Origin of the sequence: Natrarchaeobius versutus (genome assembly GCF_041205745.1) — an archaeon.
GTDB lineage: Archaea > Halobacteriota > Halobacteria > Halobacteriales > Natrialbaceae > Natrarchaeobius > Natrarchaeobius versutus.
The window spans coordinates 289,236-313,470 of the sequence record NZ_JBGFCC010000006.1 but is presented as its reverse complement, the minus strand read 5'-3'; the positions used below and the strand labels follow the sequence as shown (position 1 = coordinate 313,470).

13 protein-coding genes are annotated in these 24,235 nt (G+C 65.9%); 9 read left to right on the top strand and 4 right to left on the bottom strand.

Going from position 1 to position 24,235, the window contains the following annotated elements:
• Positions 1 to 321 precede the first annotated feature (321 nt).
• From AB7C87_RS15400 to AB7C87_RS15390, 3 genes are all read left to right on the top strand, one after another.
• Positions 322 to 2,250, top strand: coding sequence for an aldehyde ferredoxin oxidoreductase family protein (locus tag AB7C87_RS15400; protein WP_369730373.1), 1,929 nt, complete (start codon positions 322 to 324; stop codon positions 2,248 to 2,250).
• A 147-nt stretch (positions 2,251 to 2,397) separates the two neighbouring features.
• Complete coding sequence (locus tag AB7C87_RS15395) at positions 2,398 to 2,967, top strand: YIP1 family protein (RefSeq protein ID WP_369730372.1); 570 nt, start codon at positions 2,398 to 2,400, stop codon at positions 2,965 to 2,967.
• Between the two features lie 203 nt (positions 2,968 to 3,170).
• Complete coding sequence (locus AB7C87_RS15390) at positions 3,171 to 3,725, top strand: metal-dependent hydrolase (RefSeq protein WP_369730371.1); 555 nt, start codon at positions 3,171 to 3,173, stop codon at positions 3,723 to 3,725.
• Positions 3,726 to 3,805: 80 nt separating this feature from the next.
• Here AB7C87_RS15390 and AB7C87_RS15385 read toward each other — a convergent pair whose 3' ends face one another.
• The 3 genes from AB7C87_RS15385 to AB7C87_RS15375 form a co-directional block, all read right to left on the bottom strand.
• Positions 3,806 to 4,012, bottom strand: coding sequence for a 30S ribosomal protein S14 (locus tag AB7C87_RS15385; RefSeq protein WP_369730370.1), 207 nt, complete (start codon positions 4,010 to 4,012; stop codon positions 3,806 to 3,808).
• Between the two features lie 149 nt (positions 4,013 to 4,161).
• Positions 4,162 to 5,400: an FAD/NAD(P)-binding protein gene (locus AB7C87_RS15380; RefSeq protein WP_369730369.1), complete on the bottom strand. Its 1,239-nt coding sequence runs from the start codon at positions 5,398 to 5,400 to the stop codon at positions 4,162 to 4,164.
• Between the two features lie 6 nt (positions 5,401 to 5,406).
• Positions 5,407 to 5,598: a hypothetical protein gene (locus AB7C87_RS15375; RefSeq protein ID WP_369730368.1), complete on the bottom strand. Its 192-nt coding sequence runs from the start codon at positions 5,596 to 5,598 to the stop codon at positions 5,407 to 5,409.
• A 49-nt stretch (positions 5,599 to 5,647) separates the two neighbouring features.
• Between AB7C87_RS15375 and AB7C87_RS15370 the strand changes: the two genes are divergently transcribed.
• The 5 genes from AB7C87_RS15370 to AB7C87_RS15350 all read left to right on the top strand — a co-directional run bounded on the left by AB7C87_RS15370 (position 5,648) and on the right by AB7C87_RS15350 (position 10,522).
• Complete coding sequence (locus tag AB7C87_RS15370; protein WP_369730367.1) at positions 5,648 to 6,235, top strand: class I SAM-dependent methyltransferase; 588 nt, start codon at positions 5,648 to 5,650, stop codon at positions 6,233 to 6,235.
• Positions 6,236 to 6,436: 201 nt separating this feature from the next.
• Entirely contained in the window at positions 6,437 to 7,633 is a 1,197-nt protein-coding gene (locus AB7C87_RS15365; RefSeq protein ID WP_369730366.1) for an ABC transporter substrate-binding protein, read from the top strand.
• A complete protein-coding gene (locus AB7C87_RS15360) occupies positions 7,634 to 8,770 on the top strand; it encodes a FecCD family ABC transporter permease (protein WP_369730365.1) in 1,137 nt (378 codons plus the stop codon).
• A 2-nt stretch (positions 8,771 to 8,772) separates the two neighbouring features.
• Complete coding sequence (locus AB7C87_RS15355; protein WP_369730364.1) at positions 8,773 to 9,675, top strand: FAD-binding protein; 903 nt, start codon at positions 8,773 to 8,775, stop codon at positions 9,673 to 9,675.
• On the top strand, positions 9,668 to 10,522 hold the full coding sequence (locus tag AB7C87_RS15350) for an ABC transporter ATP-binding protein (protein WP_369730363.1): 855 nt from the start codon (positions 9,668 to 9,670) through the stop codon (positions 10,520 to 10,522). Before AB7C87_RS15355 ends, AB7C87_RS15350 begins: the two co-directional genes overlap by 8 nt.
• An 81-nt stretch (positions 10,523 to 10,603) precedes the next feature.
• Here the strand turns inward: AB7C87_RS15350 and AB7C87_RS15345 are convergent, their stop codons facing one another.
• Complete coding sequence (locus AB7C87_RS15345) at positions 10,604 to 23,266, bottom strand: GLUG motif-containing protein (RefSeq protein WP_369730362.1); 12,663 nt, start codon at positions 23,264 to 23,266, stop codon at positions 10,604 to 10,606.
• Positions 23,267 to 23,433: 167 nt separating this feature from the next.
• On the opposite strand from AB7C87_RS15345, the gene AB7C87_RS15340 reads away from it, so the two are divergent.
• Complete coding sequence (locus AB7C87_RS15340; protein ID WP_369730361.1) at positions 23,434 to 24,222, top strand: helix-turn-helix transcriptional regulator; 789 nt, start codon at positions 23,434 to 23,436, stop codon at positions 24,220 to 24,222.
• Positions 24,223 to 24,235: the final 13 nt, after the last annotated feature.

The following is a 24,235-nucleotide window of genomic DNA, read 5'->3' as shown; positions in this document are numbered from 1 at the left end:
GATCGCCAGACGAGCGCGGTTCGGAGTGTGCGCGGTTCGGAGTGAACGGAGTGAACGAGAACCGCGGAACGGCGAACGGGGAACGCAGTGACCCGTGAGCTCGGCGATGGGTGTGTACATCGTTGCAGTTGTTACTATAGTGAAACGGTTTGCTGTACCGGTGTACCGGGAAAGAGACTACGTTCGTCACCGGTTACGAACGAGCGGACGCCGAGAATGCCGTTCTCGGTCCCGTTCGTCGTTCCCGTAACCACAACCAGTTACATCCCATTGAGAACGACTAACAACGTTGGCGTCTTATATAATGGCTAGCGGTTTACCATGACAGAACTCGGCGGATTCCAAGACAGAGTCGCCCGCATCGACCTGTCCGAGGAGTCGATCGCATACGAGCCGATCGACGACGAGGACGCCCGGAAGTACATCGGTGCGCGCGGCCTCGGAGTAAAGTACGTCTTCGAGCAGGGGCCGGACGTCGATCCGCTCGAGCCGGAGAACCTGCTCGCGTTCATGAACGGTCCGCTGTCGGGCACGCAAGTGACGATGAGCGGCCGGATCGCGGTCTGTACCAAATCACCCCTGACGGGAACGGTCACGGACAGCCACCACGGGGGCTGGTCCGGCGCCCGACTGAAGTGGGCCGGCTTCGACGGCCTGCTGTTCGAAGGCGAAGCAGACGAACCCGTCTACGCGTACATCGAAGACGGCGAGGTGGAACTCCGGGACGCCTCCCACCTCTGGGGATCGGGCGTCCACGAGACTCGCGACCGACTTGAGGAGGAGGTCGACGGCTCCTACGGAAAGAACCTCTCGTTGATGGCGATCGGACCGGGCGGCGAGAACGAGGTCCGGTACGCCTGTATCATCAACGAGGACGACCGGGCCTCCGGACGGGGCGGGACGGGTTGTGTGATGGGGTCGAAGAACCTCAAGGCGATCGTCGTCAAGTCGAACACGAAGATGCCTCAGCCGGCGGACTCGGAGACGTTCCGCGAAGGCCACCAGCAGGCGATGCAGGCGATCCAGGAGTCCGACGTCACCGCGCCGAACGAGGGCGGACTCTCCCAGTTCGGGACGAACGTCCTGATGAACATCACCGAGGAGATGGACGGCCTGCCGACCCGAAACGCGAAGTACACCTCGACGCGGAGCATGCGCGAGGACGAAGACGCCGACATCGACGCCGAGCGCGTCTCCGGGGAGAACGTCCGCGAGAACATCCTCGTCGACGAGCCGACCTGTCACTCCTGTCCGGTGGCGTGTAAGAAGGAAGTCGAGGTGCAGACGATGCACAAAGGCGAGGAGATGAACGTCCGGATGGAGTCCTACGAGTACGAGTCGGCGTTCGCCCTGGGTCCGAACTCCGGACACACCGACCGTGACGACATCGCCCTGATGATCGACCGCTGTAACGACGTGGGAATCGACACCATCGAAACGGGCAACATGATGGCGATGGCTATGGAGATGACCGAGGAGGGCAAACTCGAGGACGTCGGCTCGCTCGACTGGGGCGACTCCGAGACGATGGTCGACATGATCGAGCGAATCGGTCGCCGGGAGGACGACCTCGCGGACCTGCTCGCCGAGGGCGCCGACCGCGTCGCCGAGATGCGAGACGCCACGGACAACTCGCTGGCCGTCAAGGGCCAGACGATCCCCGCCTACGACCCGCGCTGTATGAAGGGGATGGGCATCGGCTACGCCACATCGAACCGCGGCGCCTGCCACCTCCGTGGCTACACGCCCGCGGCCGAAATTCTCGGCATTCCCGAGAAGGTCGATCCGTACGAGTGGGAAGGCAAAGGCGAACTCACCGCCGCCTTCCAGGATCTCCACGCCATCAGCGACTCCTTCGACATCTGCAAGTTCAACGCCTTCGCCGAGGGCATCGAGGAGTACGTCCTCCAGTACAACGGCATGACCGGGCTGGACGTCACCGAGGAGGATCTCCTCGAGGCCGGCGAGCGCGTCTACAACTTAGAGCGCTACTACAACAACCTCGCCGGCTTCGACGGCGCCGACGACTCGCTACCCGAGCGGTTCCTCGAAGACGGCATCCCCGGACAGGGTGCAAGCGAGGGCGAGTATTGCGAACTCGAGGAGATGAAAGCCGAGTACTACGACCACCGCGGCTGGGTCGACGGCGTCGTCCCCGACGAGAAACTCGAGGAACTCGAGATCGAGATCGGACCGGGAACGGGTATCAGCGGCGACAGCGGCGGAACGGCCGCAGCGAGCGACGACTGATCGACACGTACTCGAGGCGAGTTTGACCGAACGCGAATCGTCCGCGTTCGATCGATTCACACCCCGAGACCGGCCGAGTTCGGCCCACAGTAGATCGGTGTTTTTCTCGTTCGATGCGTTAATATAATCCGAAACGTATCGGCGAGTATGGGGTTGGCAAAACAGTGGAAAGGCGTTAACGGGTACATGATCAAGAAGCCGAGCACGTTCTTCTCGGCGTACGACGAGGACCACGGGATCGGCTACCCGCTCCAGTTCCTGCTGGTCACGTTCGCTGTCGCGATATCACCGATTCTGCTGATCGGGGTCGTGCTCAACATCACCTCCCCGATGGATGCGGCCCTGATCGGCGCGTTCGTCGTCGTCCTGGGCCTGATGATGTGGATCGGCGTCGTCCTCGAGGCGGTGGTTGCACACGCGGTCGCCTCGCTGTTCGGCGCGAGCGGACTCACGCGCACCCTCGAGGCGTACGCGTTCCCCTCGCTCGTCCGGTACGGCCTCTTTTGGTTCCCGCTCGTCAATATTATGCTCGCCTTCTACGGGCTCTACCTCCAGATCAAAGCCCTGTCGTCGTTTCACGACATCTCGACGGGGAAAGCCGCAGTTGCCGTACTAATCGTCCCCGTCGTCGTGCTTCCGATCGTCTTTGTGGGCCTCATTCTGGTCCTCCCGATACTCCTGGCGTTCGTGATGGATCTCGGTGGATCGGCCGCCTGATCCACCGTCGAGAGGAAACGACTCGCTTCGATTCCGAGAAATTAGCCCTGATACCCCACTCTCGAGGCGTCTACTGCCTTTCATCGAACGCCCTCTCCGCCGACACGAGTTCACTGTCGACATGCCCTTACCGTCGAGACGCCCTCGTCCATCGAAACGTCCAAGGCGACGGACATATGCTGGGGCCCTGCGTACCGCCGCGCATGATGGCCACGACCCACGTCTTCGCGGGCCTCCTCGTCGCCTCCGCCGTCGCGCTCGTCGAGCCGACGGTCGCACTCGAGGCGGGCATCGCGGCGATCGTCGGCGGGCTATTTCCGGACCTCGACGTGGTCGCGACCCACCGGAAGACGCTCCACTTTCCGGTCTACTACGCGGCGCTCGCCGTACCCGCGTCGGGGCTTGCGCTCGTGGCACCGTCCGGGACGACGGTCGCCGTCGCCGTCTTCCTCCTCGCGGCGGCCGCCCACTCCGTCTCGGACGCCCTCGGGGGCGGCCACGAGTTGCGCCCCTGGGAGGGGCAGTCGCCTCGAGCCGTCTACAGCCACTATCACGGCCGGTGGCTCGAGCCCCGCCGGTGGATCGGTTACGACGGCTCGCCTGGTGATCTCGCGGCGGCGTCGGTGCTCGCCTTGCCCGCGCTGTTCGTCTTCGACGGGTTCGTCCGAACGGTCGTCGTCGGGATGCTCGTCGTCTCGATCGGCTACGCGGCGATGCGAAAGGCCGTCGCCGCGGGCGCAGAGCGATTCGTCGACTGATACCGATTACTGTAACGGTTTACTGGTCCAACCACGTCCAATCCTGCGGTTGCGCCGGACACGACTGACAGTAAACCGTATCACTTGTACTTTCGAAACCCCATATCGCGGGCCATCTCCCTGAACGACTGCCGACTCAGCCAGATGTCGTACTTTCCGACGAGTCCGTCCTCCCGACCGGTCGCACGACAGACGTGCGTGTGGCCGGTCCGTTCGGCGTCTTCGCCGGTTTCCTCGTCGGTCGCCGACTCGTCGTCACCTGTCGTCGACTCGTCCGACGCGCTCACCGCCGATCACCGCTCGATTCGAGACCGCGTTCGTTCCGCACTCGAGTGTTCCGCATCGCGTTGGACGACGGCCTCCGGACGGAAATGTGTTGCTAACTTCAGCACCAATATTAACAACCCTCGGGAAACGTGTCCCGAAACAGCCGCGTTCACCGTGGCTTGGGCGACCGGTCGCGCTCGAGCGCGGACCCGAGGGCGGCGACGACGAGATCGCCGGCCCGCCGTGCGCCGATGACGTTGCGAGCGAACGGGCCGAGGACCTGCTGTGCGGCGACACCGGTCACGAACAGCCGCGACGGAGATCCGTCTCGGCGCCGCCAGCGAAGCGTTTCGTCGTCGAGTACCGGCGCGCCGCGGTAGCCGGTGGCGAGCCTCGATTCCGCCCGAATGCGACGGAGCAACGATCCGTCGTACGGAGAGTCGAAGCCGGTCGCACAGACGAGCCGATCGAGACAGCGCGCGGTTCCGTCGCGGCAGGTGACGACGACCGTTCCCCCGGCTTCGGTCGCGACCTCGATCTCCGTGCGCTCGAGCGAGAGGCGATCACGCTCGAGGGCGCGACGCAAGCGAGCGAAGACGTGTGGCGGCATTGCGCCGTCGTAACGGGCCTCGACGACGGCCCGCGCCCGTTCTCTCGAGGCCGAGGGCAGGCCGTGGAGTTCGTCGACGACGCCGCCGAAGTGCATCCAGTCGGTTCCCGCCTCGAGGGACTCGACGCGAAACGGACTCCGTGCGAACATCGTCGGCTCGCGACCCGGCTGGGCGAGCGTCGGCGCGAGCTGGGCGGCCGTGATCCCGCCGCCGACGATCCCCACCGACTCGGTCTCGCCGACGGCGTCGGGGTCGAACGCGGGGTCCCAGACGTGACACACCGGCGCCTCCGGCGGCAGGGTCTCGGCCCACTCGGGAACGGCGTAGGACCGACCGTGGCCGACCGCGAGCACACACCACTCCGTCGAGAGCGGGCCGGCGGTCGTCTCCACGACGAGATGGTCCCCGACCGCTTCGATATCCGTCGCGGCGGCGCGGACGACGGTCGACTCGAGATCGTATCGCTCGCAGACCCATGCAGCGTGATCGAAAAACAGCGAGACCGTCGGTCGATCCGAGCCGACGTCGCTCGGGACCAACTCGTCGACGCGGCCCCGCCTCCGTGCGAAGTTTCTGAGCGAGAACGGATCGGGACTGACGTGGTGGACGTACGGAGAGCGGAGTTCGTCGGTCCCACACTGAGCGCACTTCCGTCGGAAGCCGCCGAGCAGTCCGTCGGGTTCGACGATCCGAAGCCGATCCGCCTCGAGGAGTTCGGCCTCGAGCAGTCGGATCGCGAGGTGGACGCCGTGGACGCCGCCGCCGACGACCGTCACCGTCGTCTCGTCACGATCCATCGACCGTCACCGGTTCCACCGCCAGGTTCGCCCTCGGTCACCGTTGCGTCGCCACCGTCCGTCGGTCGTCACCGTCGCCACGTCGCCCGAGATACCGCTCTCGAAGCCGTCGTCCGTCCGCCGTGGACCGAACCGGCCCGGTCGAACTGGACTCGAGTCGATCCGAGCGAATCCGACGTTCGACTGGCGCGTCATCATCGTTCGTTAGCAAGAATTATTATATCTTCCCCCTACTTTAACAATACCGATGTCAGCCGACGATCCACGCGAACGCTGGAACGAGCGGTATCGCGACGCCGACCCGCCGACCGAACCCACGCCGCTGGTCGAGCAGTACCGGGACCGACTCGAGGGGGAGACCGCTCTCGACGTGGCGACGGGCGGTGGGCGAAACGCCATCGCGCTGGCCGAAGACGGCTTCGCGGTCGAGGCGATCGACGTCGCCGAGGCGGGCCTCGAGATCGCACGCGAGCGCGCCGCCGAACGCGGCGTCGACGTCGAGTTCGTCCGCGCTGACGCCGAGGCGCACTCGTTCGGCGTCGACCGGTACGACGTGATCTCGGTGTCTCACTACTACAGCCTCGAGACGCTCGCGAAGGCGACGCGAGCGCTCGCGCCGGGCGGGACGTTGCTGTACGAACACGATCTTCGATCGCCCGGTGACGAGACGGATCGCTTCGGATTCTACCCGAACGACCTCCTTCGATCGTCTCTGGACCTCCGGATCGTCCGCTACGTGGAGCCGTTTCGGCTGGACGACGAGGAGACCGGGGTACGACTCGTTGCCCGGAAGCCGTCGGCCGTCGACGACGAGTCGATCGGTCAGGGCGGCTGATCCGTCGCCGAGCGTTCGAAGACACTGGCGGCGATCCGGGGTACCACGGCGGCCGTGGGCGGTCGGTCGACCACGACGGCCGTAGGCGGTCGTCGATCTGTCGGACGGTCGGATCGACCGTACGGCCCACCGCCGACTATTTTAATACAAATACAATATCTATTAGTAAGTCTTATTAATATTCATTCTTCTATTCATACCGTGAACGGAGAACGACTCTCGAGGCGAAGAGCACTGTCGCTAGTGAGCGCCGCGGGTATCGGAGTACTTGCAGGGTGTACAGGCGGAACTGACGAATCGGACGAAGCGGGCAACGGCACCGAGGCAGGGGACGACGGTGGGAACGCCAACGGTGACGACGAACCGGTTGCCGAGACCGAGTCAGCCGTCGACACGCCGTACGAAGTCTGCATGGACCCGATGGGGTGTCACGAGTTCGACGCCGTTCCCGAGACGTGGGTCACGAACGACGGCATCTACGCCGACATCGGCGTCGCACTGGACGTCGCCGACGGCCTCGAGGGGCTCGGTGAGCCCCACCGGTACTACACCGGCTACTACGACGAACTGCCAGGCGTCTCCCTCGAGAAGGAGACGCTCCCGGAACTCTCGCCCGACCGGAGCGCGGACAGGGAACTGTTCTACGAACTCGACGTCGATCTCCACGTCATCGACCCCAAACGCATGGAACACACCTTCGGGCTCGACGAGGACGACGTCGAGGAACTCGAGGAGAACGTCGCTCCGTTCTTCGCGAGCTACATGCGCCATCGCAACGACGACTGGCAACAGGACTACGAGTACTACGACCTGTTCGAGGGGTTCGAGCGAATGGCCGAGGTCTTCCAGCGCCAGGAACGCTTCGAGCAGTTCCGGACGTTCTACGACGAGTTCCTCGAGAACGTCCAATCCCGGATTCCCGACGAGGGGCCGGAGGTGTTGATCGTTCGGGCGATCGGCGACGAACCGGAGGAGTTCTTCCCGCGGTACATCGACGACGAGGCGAACTTCGTCAAACGGTGGCGTGACCTGAACGTCCAGGACAACCTCGAGGGGTCGGGCATTCCGGAGTGGGGAACCCGCCTGGATTACGAGACGCTCGCCGAACTGGACCCGGAGATCATCGTCGCCGAAGGCCAACACGACGACGACATCACGCTCGACGAGCAGCGTTTCGAGGACGTCCTCGTCTCGCACATGGAGTCCCACCCGCTCGGCGAGTCCATCACCGCCGTCCGCGAGGGACAGATCTACCCCGGCGGCATCAACTACGAGGGGCCGATTACGCTCCTCTTTCAGACCGAGATGGCGGCGAAACAGGTGTATCCCGAGGAGTTCACCGAGGACGAGCTCTTCGACCGCGAGGAACTCGCCGCGATCATCACTGGCGACGCGTAGATGGCCGACAGCGTCCGCTCGAGTTCCGAGCCAGCCCCGGAGACCTCCGGCAAGTGGCTCGGCTGGGTCGACTACTCGCTCGGAAAGCTCGTCGTCTCGAGCCTGCTCGTGACGATCGTCGCGGGACTGATCCAGGTCTCGCTCGGCTCCTACAGCATGACCATCGGCGAGGCCTGGCTCGCGCTGGTCGAGCCAGCGACGGGACAGGTCCAACGAGTGCTCGCCGGCGAGATTACCCCGTGGACCGCCGTCACCGGCTTCACGGAGAGTCTCGAGGCGACCGAACAGATCATCGTCTGGGACGTCAGGCTCCCGCGGGTGTTGGTCGCGGTCTTCGTCGGAATGAACCTCGCGATCTCGGGGGCGATCTTCCAGGCGGTTACGCGCAACGAACTCGCCAGTCCGTTCATCCTCGGCGTCTCCTCCGGTGCGGGGCTGGCGATCTTGCTGACGCTCGTCGTCTTTGCGAGTCTCGCGGTCTACCTGCCGCTTTTCGCCGCGATCGGCGGGATGGCTGCGTTCCTGCTCGTCTACGCGATCGCCTGGAAGGGCGGGACGTCGCCGGTTCGGCTCGTGCTCGCTGGCGTCATCGTCGGCACCGTCTTCAGTTCGATCCAGACCGCCCTGTTCCTGTTCGCACCCGATGTCGGCGTCGTCCAGAACGCGATCCAGTGGACGACCGGGTCGCTCGTCGGCGCAGACTGGGAACAGGTCCGACTCGTCCTCCCGTGGACGGTCGTCGCGGTCGGAATCTCGCTCGTTGCCTCGAGACAGTTGAACGTTCTCCTGTTGGGAGAACAGACGGCGAGCGCGCTGGGGATGAGCGTCGAGCGCGTCCGCTTTGCGCTCGCGAGCGTGGCCGTCCTCGCCGCGGCCGCGAGCGTCGCGGTCGCCGGCATCGTCAGCTTCGTCGGCCTGATCGTCCCGCACGTGGTCCGAAGCGTCGTCGGGAGCGACTACAAACGGGTGATCGTCGGCTGTCTGTTCGTCGGTCCCGCGTTGATGGTCGTCGCCGACGTCGGCGCTCGACTCGCCCTGAGCCCCACACAGCTTCCGGTCGGCATCATCACGGGGCTCGTCGGCGGGCCGTACTTCCTCTATCTGATGCGCAAGAAACGAAACCTCGGTGAGATCTGACCATGAACGATCACGAACACGACACGAACGAGACGGAACGCCGTGGAAACGAGTCGAAGACGGACGCGACAGTGGCGAACCTGGACCCGGAGCGATACGACGTCGCGGTCGTCGGCGGCGGCGCGGCCGGCCTCTCCGCCGGCATCTTCACCGCCCGCGCGGGCCTCGAGACGATCGTCCTCGCTCGGGGTCGATCCGCAATCGATCAGTGTGGGCTCCTCGAGAACTACCTCGGCTTTCCGGGCGGGATCGATCCGGCCACGTTCCTCGAACTCGGCCGAGAACACGCCCGCTACGAGGGGTGTTGCGTCGAGTCGGAACTCGTCGAGGACGTCGATCCGCTCGAGGACGGGTTTCGCGTCGAGACCGCGGAGGGGCGGGTCGTCGACGCGACGCGCGTCGTCGCTGCCTCGGTGTACGATTCGGAGTACCTGCCCGAACTCGACGCCGGCACGATATTCGACGAGGACGAGCGGTTCGTCGAGACGGACCGCGGCGGTCGGACCCCGATCGACGGCCTCTACGCCGCCGGCAGGCTCACCGACGTCGCACACCAGGCGATCGTCGCTGCCGGAAACGGCGCCCGCGTCGGTCTCGCGGTCGTCCGGGACGTCCACCGCGACCGGGGCTACTGGGACGAGATCGCCGACTACCGCGACTGGGTCGTCCCCGACGGCCGCTACGGCGGCGAGGAGTGGGAAGCCCACGTCGACGAGTGGGTCGACGGAACGATCCCCGAGGACGCCTCGTTCGATCCCGAACGGGTCGAACGGGTGCGCGCCGACGTCAAAGAACGCCGGCTCGAGCGACAGATCTCCGAGGAGGAACGGAGGCGGCGGATCGCCGACGGACGCGACCTCCTCGCCGAGCACGTCGGCACGCCCGACGACCCGAGTGATGACTGAACTCGAGCATTCCGACCGTCGGGAGCGTGAATCTGACGTGCTCGACGCCGACGAGCCGTCGGTCGAGGGTCGAACCGCACTCCGTGGGGAGGACCTCGTCGTCGGCTACGGCGACGAGCCGATCGTCGACGGCGAATCCCTCCGGGTGCCGGCGGGGGAGATCACCGCGATCGTCGGCCCGAACGGTAGCGGCAAGAGCACGCTCCTTCGCGCGCTCGCACGCCAACTCGAGCCCGATGCTGGGACGGTCGTTCTCGACGGACGGGACGTCACGGAGTTCGGGGACAAGGCGTTCGCCCGGGCTCTGGGGATGCTCTCACAGGAGAGCGTCTCGCCCGACAGCGTCACCGTCGAGGAACTGATCTACCACGGTCGGTACCCCCACCGCGGTTTCTTCGAGCCGGTCGGCGACGACGATCGGGACGCCGTCGAGCGGGCGATCGAGTTAGCGGGCGTCGAGGATCTCAGAGACCGCGAGGTGGGGGCGCTCAGCGGCGGCCAGCGACAGCTCGCCTGGATCGCGATGGCGCTGGCCCAGGAGACGGACGTGCTCTTGCTCGACGAGCCGACGACGTTTCTCGATCTCCGCCACCAGTTGATGGTGATGGACGTCGTCGAGCGGCTGAACGAGGAGTCGGCGACGACGATCGTGCTCGTCGTACACGACATCGGACAGGCCGCACGACACGCCGAACACGTGATCGCACTCCGGGAGGGCACGATCTACGCTCGCGGGCCGCCGACGGAGGTGTTGACCGAAGAACTGCTGGCGGACGTATTCGGAGTCGAGGCGACCGTCGAAACCATCGACGGACGGCTCCGAGTGCTGGCCGACCGGCCGCTGTGAGCCTGGCGTGAAACGGATTCGACACCGAACAAGGCGGATTCGTGATCGACCTCGAGTCCGGCGGGAGCCGGTGGGAAGGAGTTATCGGACGCCACGTCGGGCGATCACGGAGACGATCGCCGCAAGGGCGACGATCGCCGCGAGCGGACCGAATCCGGGAACGTCGTCGTCCCCGGTACCGCGATCGGCCGCGTCCTCGTCCGAGCGATCGCCGAGGTTGATGGTACCGGATTCGGTAGCCTCACCCGCGGACACGACCCACTCGAGACCATCGCGTGGTGATTCCCGGACGAAATCGAACTCGACGGTCTTCGACTCACCGGGCTCGAGCGTGATCCGTTCGGCGTCCGAGGCGTTCCCGGCGGCGAACTCGACGGAGATGGTTCCCGACGCGTCGCCGACGTTGGTAACTGTCGCCTCGACCGTGAGCGCCTCGCCGTCGTCGACCGATCCGCGGAGGTCGGCGTCGACGTCCCACTTCGGTGTCGGCGACTCGAGGACTCGTAACGTCCCGTTCCTCGCGTCGGCGTCGGTTCGAACGCTGTACTCGTACTCTCCCGGTGGAACTCCTTCGGTGGAGTCGATCTCGAGTGTGACCGTCGTCTCGTCGCCACCGGGGACGACCCGCTCGGTCGCGAGGACGAACCCGTCGTCCTCGAGGGGGTAGGCATCGTCAAAGTGGGGTCGTGCTTCATCGTCGAGTTCGGCCGGATCGACGACGACCCTCAGATCCACCGGTTCGTTCCGTCCGGCGTCGGTGACGACGGTCACGGTGATGGCGGCGGATTCCCCGGCAGTTACCGTGGTTTCCTCGGCGTCTCGATCGACGGCGAGCGTCGGAGCCGGATCGGAAGAAGAGCTCGGCCCGGACGACGAACCCGAACTCGAGCCGGACGACCCACCCGACCCCGACGACCCGCTTGAACCCGACGACCCATCCGACTGGTCGGCCTCGACGGAGAAGACGACGTGCTCGATTACCTCGTCGGCGTTGTCGGCGTCGGCGGTCACGGCGGCGGTGTACTCGTCCGACTCGTCGATCGACCCCACGTCGAACGCGGCCGATCGTTCGTCGCCGGCGAGCGACACGGAACGGTTCGTCGCCGCCGAGACGACGCCTCGCTCTTCGCCCGTGATCTCGAGTGAGACGGAGAGGTTCGTCGTCTCGACCCCGGCAGTCTCCTCGATCGGGATCTCGACCGTCCCGTAGTCGTGACCTGCCGTTTCGTTCGGGAATGCGTCGTCGAAGTCGCCGATCGCGAGAGCCGACGACGGCTCGGCCTCCTCGACGGTGACGGTCGCCGAATCGGTGTCGTCCCCGCTCGCGACGGTCAGCGTTCCGGTCCCGACGTCGCCGGCGTCAGTCGGCCACTCGAGGGCGACCGTGGTCGACTCGCCCGGCTCGAGGGTCACGTCGACCGCGTCGCGCTGTCCTCCCTCGAAGTCGGCAGCCGTCAACGTTCGCGTGCCGGCCGACTCGCCAACGTTGGTCACACTCGCCGTGACGCTGACGGAGTCGCCCGCGGTCACGGGCGCGTTCGTCTCGACGATTTCGACGTCGAACGACGCCGAATCCGCCCGTTCCTCGACCGCCAGCGTCCCCGTCACCGCCTCGGCCCCGGACGCCGACACGGAGACGTCGTACGTGCCGACCGGGAGCGAGTCCGTGACGTTCTCGAAGACGACCGTCGCGTGATCGCCCGGCGCGACGAACGGCGTTTCCTCGACGATCGGGTCGCCGTCCTCGCCGATCTCGAGCAGGATCGGGAACTGGCCGGCCACCTCGCCCGCGTTGGTCACCGTCACGGTCACGTCGCCGGACGAACCCGGTTCGATCGTCGCCGCGTCACCCTGTCCGGCGACGTCGAGGCCAGATAACTCGGGTGTAGCCGGCGCCAGCACGTCGAAGGTGACGGTGCGAGTGACGGTATCCGCGTTGTCGGCGGCGGCGGTGACCGTCGCCGTGTAGGTGTCGGGCGACTCGATCCGGTCGACGTCGAAGACGAACTCGTCGTCCTCGTCCGCGAGTTCGCGTCTGTCAAGCGTCTCCTCGTAGGTCACGCCGTCGTGCTCTCCGACGATCTCGAGGGTGACGGTGAGGTTCTCGGTCGCCACTCCGCCGGTCTCTTCGACCGGCACCGCGACGGTTCCGTACTCGTATCCGGCCCGCTGGACGGGGAGTTCGTCGCCGAACTCGCCGATCGCGAGGACGGCCTCGTTCGGAGCGGCCGCCTCGACGGTGAGCGATCCGGTCCGGCTATCGTCCTCGCTGAAGACGCCGTATTCGTAGGTACCCGGCTCGAGATCGGCCGTCTCGACGTCGGTGAACTCGACCGTTTCGGCCCCCTCGCTCGCGAGAGCGACCGTCTCGGTGGCGACGCCGTCGCCGTCGAGGCGAAGTTCCACGACCTGTTCGGCGTGGGTCTCACCGGTGTTGGTGACGGTGGCCGACACGTCGAACGTCTCGCCCCGCTCGAGCGTGGCCACGTCGGGCTCGAGGTCGCCCACGTCGAACGCGGACGGTGCGTACGGCTCCGCGAGTGCGAACGTCGCTTCCCGAGTGACGTCGCCGGCGTTGTCGGCGTCGGCCGTGACCGTCGCGGTGTACTCGTCGGATTCGGGCAGGGTTCCGACGTCGAACGCGAACTCCCCGGACTGGCCCTCGAGTTCCCGGTCGGCGATCGTCTCGGCGACGAGTTCGGCCTCACTCTCGCCGCTCACCTCGAGCGTGACGGTAAGCGAGTCGGTTTCGACGCCGGCCGTTTCGTCGACCGAAACGGTGACCACCCCGTAGTCGTCGCCGGCCGTTCCGTCGGGGAACTGGTCGGCGAACTCGCCGATCTCGAGGGTCGCTTCGTCGGGGGCGGGTTCCTCGACGGTCACGCCGACCGACGACGAGTCGTCGGCGCTCTGGACCGTCAGCGCTCCCGTCCCGACGTCTTTGGCTGTGGTGGGCCACGTGAGCACCACCGAGTCGTTCGACGCGCCGGGTTCGAGGTTCACGTCGAGCGCATCCTGCTCGGCATTCGTGAAGCCAGCGTCGACCAGCGCGATCGACTGTGCATCCACGGCGTCGCCGGTGTTCGTCACGGTCGCGGTGACGGTCAGTTCCTCCCCCGCCGTGACGGGCGCGTTCGTCTCGACGACCTCGACGTCGAAGAACGCCGACTCGGGAGTCGGTTCGACCGTAAACGCCGTCGACTCGGTCGATTCGTCCGCGTTGTCGGCGTCGGCGCTCACGGTCGCCGTGTACTCGTCGGCCGCCTCGAGCGTTCCGACGTCGAACGTTGCCAATTGCTGGCTCCCCTCGAGTGTGAGGCTCTCGTTCGTCTCCTCGAAGACGACACCCGACTGGTCGCCGGTGATCTCGAGGGAGACGGAGAGATTCTCGGTTTCGATCCCGGCAATCTCCTCGATTGGAATCTCGACGATGCCGTACGCTTCGCCCGCTGTGGCGTCGGTGAACTGGGCGTCGAGGTCGCCGATCGCGAGTACCGCCTCGTCGGGTTCCGGGGCGACGACGGAGACCGATTCGGTGTCAGTTGCATTCGCGGTCGCGACCGTCACCAGCCCGTCGCCGACGTCCGCCGCGTCGGTCTGCCACGCGAGCGTGACCGAGTCGTTGGACTCCCCGGCCTCGAGTGTGACGTCGACCGAGTCCCGCTCGGCGTCGTCGAAGCCGGTGTCGGTCAACGTCACGGTCTGGGTGTCCGCGACGTCGCCGGTATTGGTGACGTTCGCGGTGACGGTCAGCTCCTCGCCCGCCGTGAGGGGCGCGGTGGTGTCCGTGATCGCCACGTCGAAGGCCGCTTCGGGGGGGTCGACGAACTCGATCGTCGGCTCGTCGGCGAGCGCGACGCCGTCGGCCGTGATCGAGACGGTCACCGATTCGACCATCTCGTCGGTGACGGTGAACTCGTAGACGCCCGGCTCCGTCTCGGTGGGGTCGGCTGCGACCGTCGCGTCGCCGCCGATCGTGACGTCGAGATCGCTCGCCGCGAGCCCGGTGATCGGATCGCCGTTGTCGTCGACGACCGTCGCCGTGACCGTCGCGGCGTCGCTCCCGTCGGCGACGTGCGGGGAGGTGGCCGCGACGCTCGAGGCATCGGCGTCGACGACCGGCTCGGTGACCTCGACCGTCTCGGTGGCCGTCGCGTCCGGACTCGAGACGGTCACGGCTCCGTCGCCCACGTCGCCGGCGTCGGTTTGCCACTCGAGGGTCACGGTTTTCGACTCGCCGGGCTCGAGCGCGACCGTCCTCGAGTCCTGCTCTGTGTCCCCGAATCCGGTGTCGGTGAGCCAGATCGTCTGTCCGTCGGCCATCTCGCCGGTGTTGGTGACCTCGGCGGTGACCGTGACGTTCTCACCGGCGGAGACCGGCGCGTTGGTGTCCTCGATGGCGACGTCGAAGGCCGGCTGCCACTCGAGGTGTGGGTAGCGGTTGGTCGTCTCCCACGTGCTCGCGAAGTCGAGGGCCGGCATGTTGCCCTCGGCGGCGGGGCCGGTCATCTGGTCGGTCGTGAGCCCGGTCACGCCGGGGTAGTCGGGATCGCCGTCGACGCCGCCCGACCGGCCGGTCGCGTTGATGTCCCAGTAGGAGTCACTGACCGTTCCCTGGTTGTCTCCTACCACGCCTCCAAGATCGCCGCCACCGGACACTGGACCAGCCGCCCAGGAGTCGCTCACCTCGCCGCCAAAGTTCAACCCGACGACCCCGCCAGTATCCCATTGGGGGCCACCATCGACCTGTGCCGTCGACGACGAGTGCTCGACGGTTCCGGTCCCCATGTTTACCGGAACGAGTCCGCCCACAATTTCGTTCCCGTCGACGTGGCCGCTGGCCCTCGACGTGGTGATCGTCCCGGAGTTGCTGCCGACCAGTCCGCCCACCTCAATAATGCCGTCGACGTCGCCGGTCGCCGAGGAGCGGGCGACGGTGCCAGCGTCGACCGAGCCGACGAGGCCGCCAGCCATAATCGGCCGTGTGTCGACGCCGCCGACCGTGCCACTCGCCCAGGAGTCCTGAATGCGGGGCGAGTCGTCGGCGTCGGGGCTGTCGCGCATGATCCCGACGAGTCCACCGACGTATTCGTCCCCATCGTAGTTCTCGTTGTATGCGTACACGTCGCCGGTCGCGGAACTGTCGGTGACCAGTCCGTGTCTCCACACGCCATTGGAGTAGTCGCCACCGTTGATCACGCCGACGAGGCCGCCGACGTATTGCTCGCCGTAGACGTCGCCGGAGGCCGTCGAGTTCCGTACCGTCGCCCGGAGTGCCGAGTGCCGGTCGGCGTCGCTAACGTTGCCGACGAGCCCGCCGACGTTCTGCCCGCCGTCGACGGTCGCACTGGACGACGAATCCACGACGTCCACGACCGTGGTCTCACCGATCAGCCCCCCGACGTTCGTGGTCCCGGTGACGGTGCCACTGGCCGAGGATTGCCGAACGTCTCTGAAAAATTCCGGCGTGACGCCTGCGAGTCCGCCGACGCCGCTGGCTCCGGTGACGTCGGTCGTCACCGAAACGTTCGACGTGTCGTACTCCTTCGTCCCGAAGGCGCCACCGACGCGATGCTCGCCGTCGACGGTGCTTTCGACCGAGATGTGCTGACTGTCGACCCTGACGAACCCACCGAGGCCACCGACGTTGTTCCTGCCAGTCACAGTCGTGTTGACCGACACGTCAGTCAGGTCCCCGAGGTACATCTGGCCGACCACGCCGCCGACCCGGTCTGTCCCGATGACGGCCCCCTGCACGTGGACGTTCGAGATGTCCGGACCGGGATTCGCATTTCCGACGAGAATCCCGACGTGATCGTCGCCGTCGACCGTCGCGTTCGTCATCGTGGCGTCGCTGATCTCCATGCCGGAAGCGGAACCGAGGTTTTCCGTGTAGCCGATGAGCCCGACGTCGCTCTCGGTCGGTCTGTCGATGGTCAGCCCGTCTATCGTGTGCCCACGCCCGTCGAGATCGCCGATGAACGGCTCGGACTCGTTGCCGACCGGATCGAAGCCCTTCCCGTCGTTCCACTCGGCGGTGTTCGAGGCATCGATGTCGTTCCCGAGCGCGTAGGAGGCCTCGGGGTCCTGTTCCATTGCCTGCAACTGCGTGGCGTTCGTGATGACGTAGGGATCGTCGCTGGTGCCGCTACCGACCATCCCCGCCGGGCCGAAATTCTGCGCCTCGACGGTGACGGTCTCGGTGGCAGTCGCGTCCGGACTCGAGACCGTCACGTCGCCGGTTCCCTCCTCGTAGACGTCGGTTTCCCACTCGAGGGTCACGGTCTTCGACTGGCCGGGCTCGAGCAGCACGTCGACCGAATCCCGTTCCGTATCCCCGAATCCGGTGTCGGTGAGCCAGACGGTCTGCTCGTCCGTTCGGTCGCCGGTGTTGGTGACTTCGGCGGTGACGGTCAGGTTCTCGCCGCCAGTGACGGGTGCGCTCGTCTCGGTGATCGAGACGTCGAAGTCCGGTTGCCACGAGAGCTGTGGATAGCGGTTCGTGGTCCGCCACGTACTCCCGAAGTCGAGTCCCATGTTCGACTCGGCTGCCGTTCCTGTCATTTCGGCGGTCGTGAGTCCGATGGCCTCGCCCTCTTCTGGTACTTTTTCTCCCGCCCCATCTCCGATTCCGTCGGTCATCCCGGACGTGTTGACGTCCCAGTAGGTGTTACGGAGGATAAACGACGGATCGACGAAATAGGAGCTATTGACCCCGATCAGTCCACCGCCGGGATCTGCTTCGGACACCTCGCCCGTGGCGAAAGAGTCGACGTAGGTTCCGACAGCACCGCCTAGACCCCCACCCAATCTACCTGTAATGTCGCCTGATGCAGAGGAATTTTCTACGACGCCACTCGACTGTCCGATTAACCCACCCTTGACAGACGAACCGGAGACATCACTGGTCGACCGAGAGTGGGTCACCACTCCCGTCGTGTTGCCGACCAGTCCACCAGTAAATATGGTTCCCTCGACGGTGCCTGTCGCCAGTCCTCTCGTCACGGTACCGCCCTCGGCGTAGCCGACCAGCCCGCCTGTCTCTGAGCGACCAGTCACGTTACCGGTCGCCGACGAATCGCGTACCGCACCGCCGTACTGCGCACCGATTAGCCCACCGACCTGTTCTTTCGAGCCCACGGTCGCATCGAGGTCGACACTGACATCGCCGGTTGCCGTCCCGTCTTCAACGTACGAATACTCCGGATCGGTCGGATAGACCACTTTGAAGACGCCGACGAGGCCGCCGGTGTCGCCCTGACCACTCACGTCACCGTGTGCGGTCACGTTGGTTAGTGGGGCGTACGGTGCTTCACCCGACTCGCTCGTTGCGTCGTTCGTCCCTACAAGACCGCCGACGCGCATTCGCCCCTCGACGGTTCCACTCGCTATCGAATCGCTCACCCCGACGGTGTTCGACCCGATCAACCCACCAACGTGACGCTGTCCGCTCACCGTGCTGGTCGCACGACTCTCCTGCACTGCGGCAGCACTTTGGTAATAGTTACTGTCGGTCTGGCCGATCAGACCACCGACGTAATCAGTGCCCTGTACAGTGGCCGAGGCGTCCGAATCCACCACTGCACCCGGGCCTTCGAGCCTACCCACCAAGCCGCCGACCCGGTCGCGGCCGGTCACGTCGCCGCTCGCCGAGGAATAATACGGCGCGCCGCTGGGCATGTACCCAATGAGGCCGCCAACGTCGTCCGTCCCGCTTACGTCGCCGCTCGCAGTCGCATACTCGATGATCGGCCCGTCGAGCGTGCCGATCAATCCCCCGACTTCAGTCGTGCCGGTCACGCTCACGTCTGAAGCCACCTGTTCCAGCGTGACCTGACTCTCCGCGGCATAACCGACCAGCCCACCGACGTGGGTCGAGCCGTTGACCGTACCGTGTATCGATACCTCCGCCACTGGCGTTGCTGATACTTCTGAAGCGAGGACCCGTCCGGCCAGCCCGCCGACGTAGGTGTCGCCGTCGACCGACACGTTCGTCAGCATCACGTCGCTGACGCGTTCGCTCCCGTCCGTCTCAAAATATCCGAACAGCCCGACGTAACTCTCCGTTGGCCGGTCGACCGTCAGGCCGTCAATCGTGTGGCCCTTCCCGTCGAACTCGCCGGTGAACGGGTGGGACTCGTTGCCCACGGGATCGAACCCCTGCTCGCTGTTCCACTCAGCGGTGTTCGAGGCATTAATGTCGTTGCCCAGTTCGTAGGACGCTCCGAGGTCCTGTGCCATCGCCTGCAACTGCGTCGCGTTGGTGATGACGTACGGGTCGTCCGATGTGCCGCTGCCGATCATCCCCGCCGGACCGAAGTCCTGCGCCTCGACGGTGACGCTCTGCGTGGCAGTCGCGTCCGGACTCGAGACCGTCACGTCACCGTCACCCTCCTCGTAGATGTCGGTTGCCCACTCGAGGGTCACCGTTTTCGACTCGCCGGGCTCGAGCAGCACGTCGACCGAATCCCGCTCCGTATCCTCGAACCCGGTGTCGGTGAGCCAGACGGGCTGTTCGTCGGTCCGGTCGCCGGTGTTGGTGACCTCGGCGGTCACCGTCAGGTTCTCGCCGCCGGTCACGGGTTCGTTCGTGTCCGCGATCGTAACGTCGAAATCGGGTTGCCACGAGAGCTGTGGGTAGCGGTTCGTGGTCCGCCACGTACTCCCGAACTCGAGACCCATGTTCGTCTCGGCGGCCGTTCCCGTCATCTCGGCGGTCGTGAGTCCGATGGCCTCGCCTTCCTCGGGAGTCGGCGCTCCGCCGCCGTCCCCGATGCCGGTCGTCGTCCCGGACGTATTGACGTCCCAGTAGGCGTCGTCGAGGACGAACGGCGTCGAGACGCCGTAATGGGATTCGTTTCTCCCGATCAGTCCGCCCTCGATGCCGTCACCGGACAGTTCGCCGGTGGCGAAGGAGTCGACGTACGTTCCACGAGTGGCCGCCAGTCCCCCGCTTCCGGACGTGCTGGACGTGACGTCACCGGATGCGAGCGAGTTCTCGACGGTCCCGCCCGACTGGCCGATGAACCCACCGAGGACGCCGGTTCCGTCGACGTCGCCGGTCGACCGCGAGTGGGTCACCACGCCGGTCCCGTTGCCCACCAGTCCGCCGGAGAAGGCGTTCCCCTCGAGGTCTCCGGTCGCCAGCGATCTCGTCACACTCCCGCCCTCGGCCTGGCCGATCAGGCCGCCCATGAAGTTCTGGCCGGTCACGTCGCCGGTCGCCGTCGAGTCGCGCACCTCGCCGCCGTACTGCGTGCCGATCAGCCCGCCGAAGCGTTCGTAGGGGGCGGAGTACTGGTCGTCGATGCGAACGTCCCCCGTCGCCACCCCGTCCTCGACGTACGCCGGGTAGGACGGGCTCGTCGACCGGAAGACCCCGATCAGCCCGCCGACGTCGCTATGACCGCTCACGTCGCCGGTCGCCGTCACGTTCTCGACGTACCAACCGGTGTTTCGTCCCTCGCTCGTTCCGATCAGTCCGCCGACCTGCGTTCGCCCGTCGACGGTCCCGCGAGCCGTCGAGTCGTACAGGCGGACCTGATTGAAGCCGATAAGGCCGCCGACGTGGCGCTGCCCACTCACCCGCGCGGTCGACTCCGATTCCAGCACCACACCATTATTCCCGGCTTCATCTCCATCCTTGGCTACGCCGACCAGGCCACCGACGAACTCCTCACCGGTCACCTCCCCCGACGCGTTCGACCACCCTACCCCCAACGTCACCGGATCGTCGCCGACGAGCGAACCGACGACGCCGCCGACCCGGTCACCGCCTGTCACGTTCCCGGACGCCCAAGAATACTCGACTCCGCCGTCTGAGATGTTTCCGACGATTCCGCCAACCGCGTTCTCCCCGCTTACGTCCGTGGTCGTCGAGGAGTCGGTCACCCTATCCCGATCCAATTTTCCCACCAAGCCGCCAACGCTCTCGGTACCGGTGACGGCCCCCTGAACGTGTACGTCCTCGACGTTCAGTTCGAGGCCTCGCCCGACGGCCCCGCCGACGCGTTCGTCACCGACGACGGAGACGTTCGTGAGCGTCACGTTGGAAAACTCCGGTTCACTGACCGACTCGGCCGTCTGGTCGACCTGGCCGAGCAGGCCGACGTCGCTCTCGTCCGGCCGGTCGATCGTCAGGCCGTCGATCGTGTGGCCCTTCCCGTCGAAGTGCCCGGTAAATGGCTCGGACTCGGTGCCCACCGGATCGAAGCCCTTGCCGTCGTTCCACTCGGCGGTGTCCGAGGCGTCGACGTCCTTGCCCAGTTCGTAGTGCGCGCCCAGGTCCTGCTCCATCGCCTGCAACTGCGTCGCGTTCGTGATCACGTACGGATCGTCGCTGGTGCCGCTGCCGAGCATCCCTCCAGGGCCGAACTCCACCGCTTCGACGGTGACGGTCTCGGTCGCTGTCGCGTCGGGGCTCGCAACCGTCACGTCGCCGGTTCCCTCCTCGCGGACGTCGGTTTCCCACTCGAGGGTCACGGTTTTCGTTTCACCGGACTCGAGCAGGACGTCGACCGAATCGCGCTCTTCTTCCTCGAATCCGGAGTCGGTGAGCCAGACCGTCTGTTCGTCGATCCGGTCACCGGTGTTGGTGACCTCGGCGGTGACGGTCAGATTATCGCCGCCGGTCACCGGTTCGTTCGTCTCGGTTATCGCAACGTCGAAATCGGGTTGCCACGAGAGCTGTGGGTAGCGGTTCGTGGTTCGCCAGGTGCTTGCGAACTCGAGTCCCATATTCGACTCGGCAGCGGCGCCGGTCATTTCAGCGGTCGTGAGTCCCGTCGCGCCGTCTTCCGATCCGTAGCCGACCCCGGTGGTCTGGTTCGTCGAGTTCCGGTCCCAGTAGGAGTCGCGAATCTCCGAGGGTGCGCCTTCTTGCGTGAAGTTGCCTCCGGCCAGCCCACCAAACCTCGACTGTGTATATGTCTCCGGAGTTACCGTACCGGTCGCGAAGGAGTCGACGATCCTACCGTACCCGCCGGTTACTCCGCCGACATAGTACGTTCCAATGCCGGTAACGTTTCCACTCGCCGTCGAGTCCGCGACGACGCCTGCCGTCTGTCCGACGAGGCCACCGACCATCGAGTCGGCAGACGCGTCACCTGTCGACCGGGATTTCGTCACGTTACCAGTCGTGTAGCCAACGAGACCACCGTTGTTGCTGCCCACGAGGTTTCCATCCTGAAGCCGCACCTCCCGGGTGTCTCCGGTCGCGAGCGATCGCGCGACGAGGCCACCCTCGGCGTATCCGACGAGACCACCGGCGTCGTTGCTGTGAGCCACGTCACCGGTCGCCACCGCGTTCCACACCGAACCACCGTTCTGTGTGCCGATCAAGCCACCCGACTCCGAACCGTAGTCCTCCTCCGGCGGGAGGGAAACGTCACCGGTCGCGGTGGCGTCGGCGACGTACAGCGGCTCACCCGTATCGACACCGTTGAATTTGTCGTCCGATTCCAACGGGTCGGTGGCGTCGGTTGCGTATGTTGGGTCGTCCTGGTCGCCACCGTGGAAGTGGCCGACCAGCCCTCCGGTGGCCGCGGTTCCGTGTACGTCACCGGTTGCCGTCACGTTATTCAGCTTGGCGTAGCCGGCGTTCGTTCCGACCAGGCCACCGACGCGCTCCGAGCCGACGACGGTCCCCATCGAACGTGAGTCGAACACTTTGATGCCGTTTTTCCCGATCAATCCACCGACGTGACGGTCTCCACTCACGTTGCCGGTCGCTTCGACGTCCAATATATGGCTGTCGCTCCTATCGTAAGCGTAGTCCGGGTCCAGATTGACCTCGGCTTTCCCGATCAGGCCGCCCACGAATTCGTTCCCCGCGACGTCGCCCGACGCGTTGGAAGACCACAAAGCGACCGCAGTTCCGGGAACGTCGTACGTACCGATCAGTCCGCCGACCCGCTCGGTCCCGTCCACGCTCGCGGTCGACGTCAAATTCTCCATACTGACGCCGGGGGCGCGCCCGACGACGCCACCGACGTCCATCTCCCCGGTGACAGTGCCGTGCGTCGACGCGTGGTCCACAGAGGTCCCGGTCGTCGAGAGATTGCCGACCAGGCCGCCGACCGCCGTCGTTCCGTCGACCGTCACGTGCGCCGACGATCGTTCCACGACGCCTGCGGCCCCCGCGACCCCGTCAGTTGCTGCCGTTCGGCCGACGAGTCCGCCGACGTCGCTCGATCCGTCGACCGTCCCGGTCACCGAGGCACCCGACACGGACATGTCGGTCTCCGTTCCCCTGAAGTGCCCGGCCAGCGCGCCGACCCGCGTGTCGCCGTCGACCGACACGTTCGTCAGCGCGACGTCGTCAGCGTGGGCGCTGAGATAGCCGAACAGCCCGACGTAACTCTCGTCGGGCCGGTCGATGGTCAGGCCGTCGATCGCGTACCCATTCCCGTCGAAATCGCCGGTGAACGGCTGTGACTCGTTGCCGACCGGATCGAAGCCCGCTCCCTCGTTCCACTCGGCGGTGTCCGAGGCGTCGACGTCGTCACCCAGTTCGTAGTGCGCGCCCAGGTCCTGTTCCATCGCCTGCAACTGCCTCGCGTTCGTGATGACGTACGGGTCGTCGCTCGTCCCGGTCCCGTCCATCGCCTCGAGGTCGTCCTGGCTCGTCGACTCGGCCGCCGCCGCGCCGGTCAGTCCGATCCCGAGTATCACACACCCCACCACGACCGCGAGACCGACCGCGGTCCATCGCCGCGACGCTCTCGAGGGTCCCCCGTCGTTCATTTTTTCGACGTAGTAGTCATGACAGAATATAGTCATTGGGTGAGACGATGTTTCACGCCGTGAGATTTCGCCGACGTCGCCGCGGGCCGCGAGGGGGCAATTCGACGTTCTCAGACGCTCATTCTACCGACCGAAACACTTAGGGAATTTAACCCATAGCTAGCGCTATGAATCAGTACGACGGGGAGTACAGCCGATTGCTCAATCAGGCGCCGTTGCTCGCCGCCGCTCGCGATCGGCCGACTGATCGGTCGCGACTGCAGGAAGAACTCGACATCTCGCGTGCGACGGCGTACCGACGGACGACCGGGCTCGTCGATCGAAATCTACTCGAGCAGACGCCGCGGGGATACCTGACGACCGGCCCCGGACGCGCCGTCGCCGACGCCGTCGAGCGCTTCGAGCGCACGATCGAAGCCGTCGATCGCCTCGAGCCGCTGCTCGAGCGGGTCACGGCCACCGAATTCACCCGGCACGTCGACTACTTCGCCGACGCCGACCTCGCGGTCGCGACACCCGATCATCCGAATCGGCCGACTGACAACTGGGTCGAGCGGTTCAGCGCGGCCGACCGCTTCCGCGGATTCGTGGCCAACGGGTGTCCGCCCGTCGTCTCTCAAGAGGGAGCCGAGAACGCCGGCGGCGGGTTCGAGATGGAACTGGTCTGTACGCCGCTGGCGCTTCAGGCCGACAGGAACGCGACCGACGAGGCGTTCGAGACGGTCGTCGGGGCCGACGGATCCGCCATATACACGCACTCCGACCTCCCGTTCACGATGAGTATCTTCGACGACGACGTCCTCGTACTCGTGGGGTTCGACGACGGGACCGTCTACCCGGCCGTGACCGCCGCGACCGACGACCCCGAAGCGCTCGCGTGGGCCGACGGACTCTTCCGACGGTACAAGAGCGAGGCGACCGCGTTCGAGCCACTGGAAGCGGACGCTCCGGCGTAGACGAACTGATACG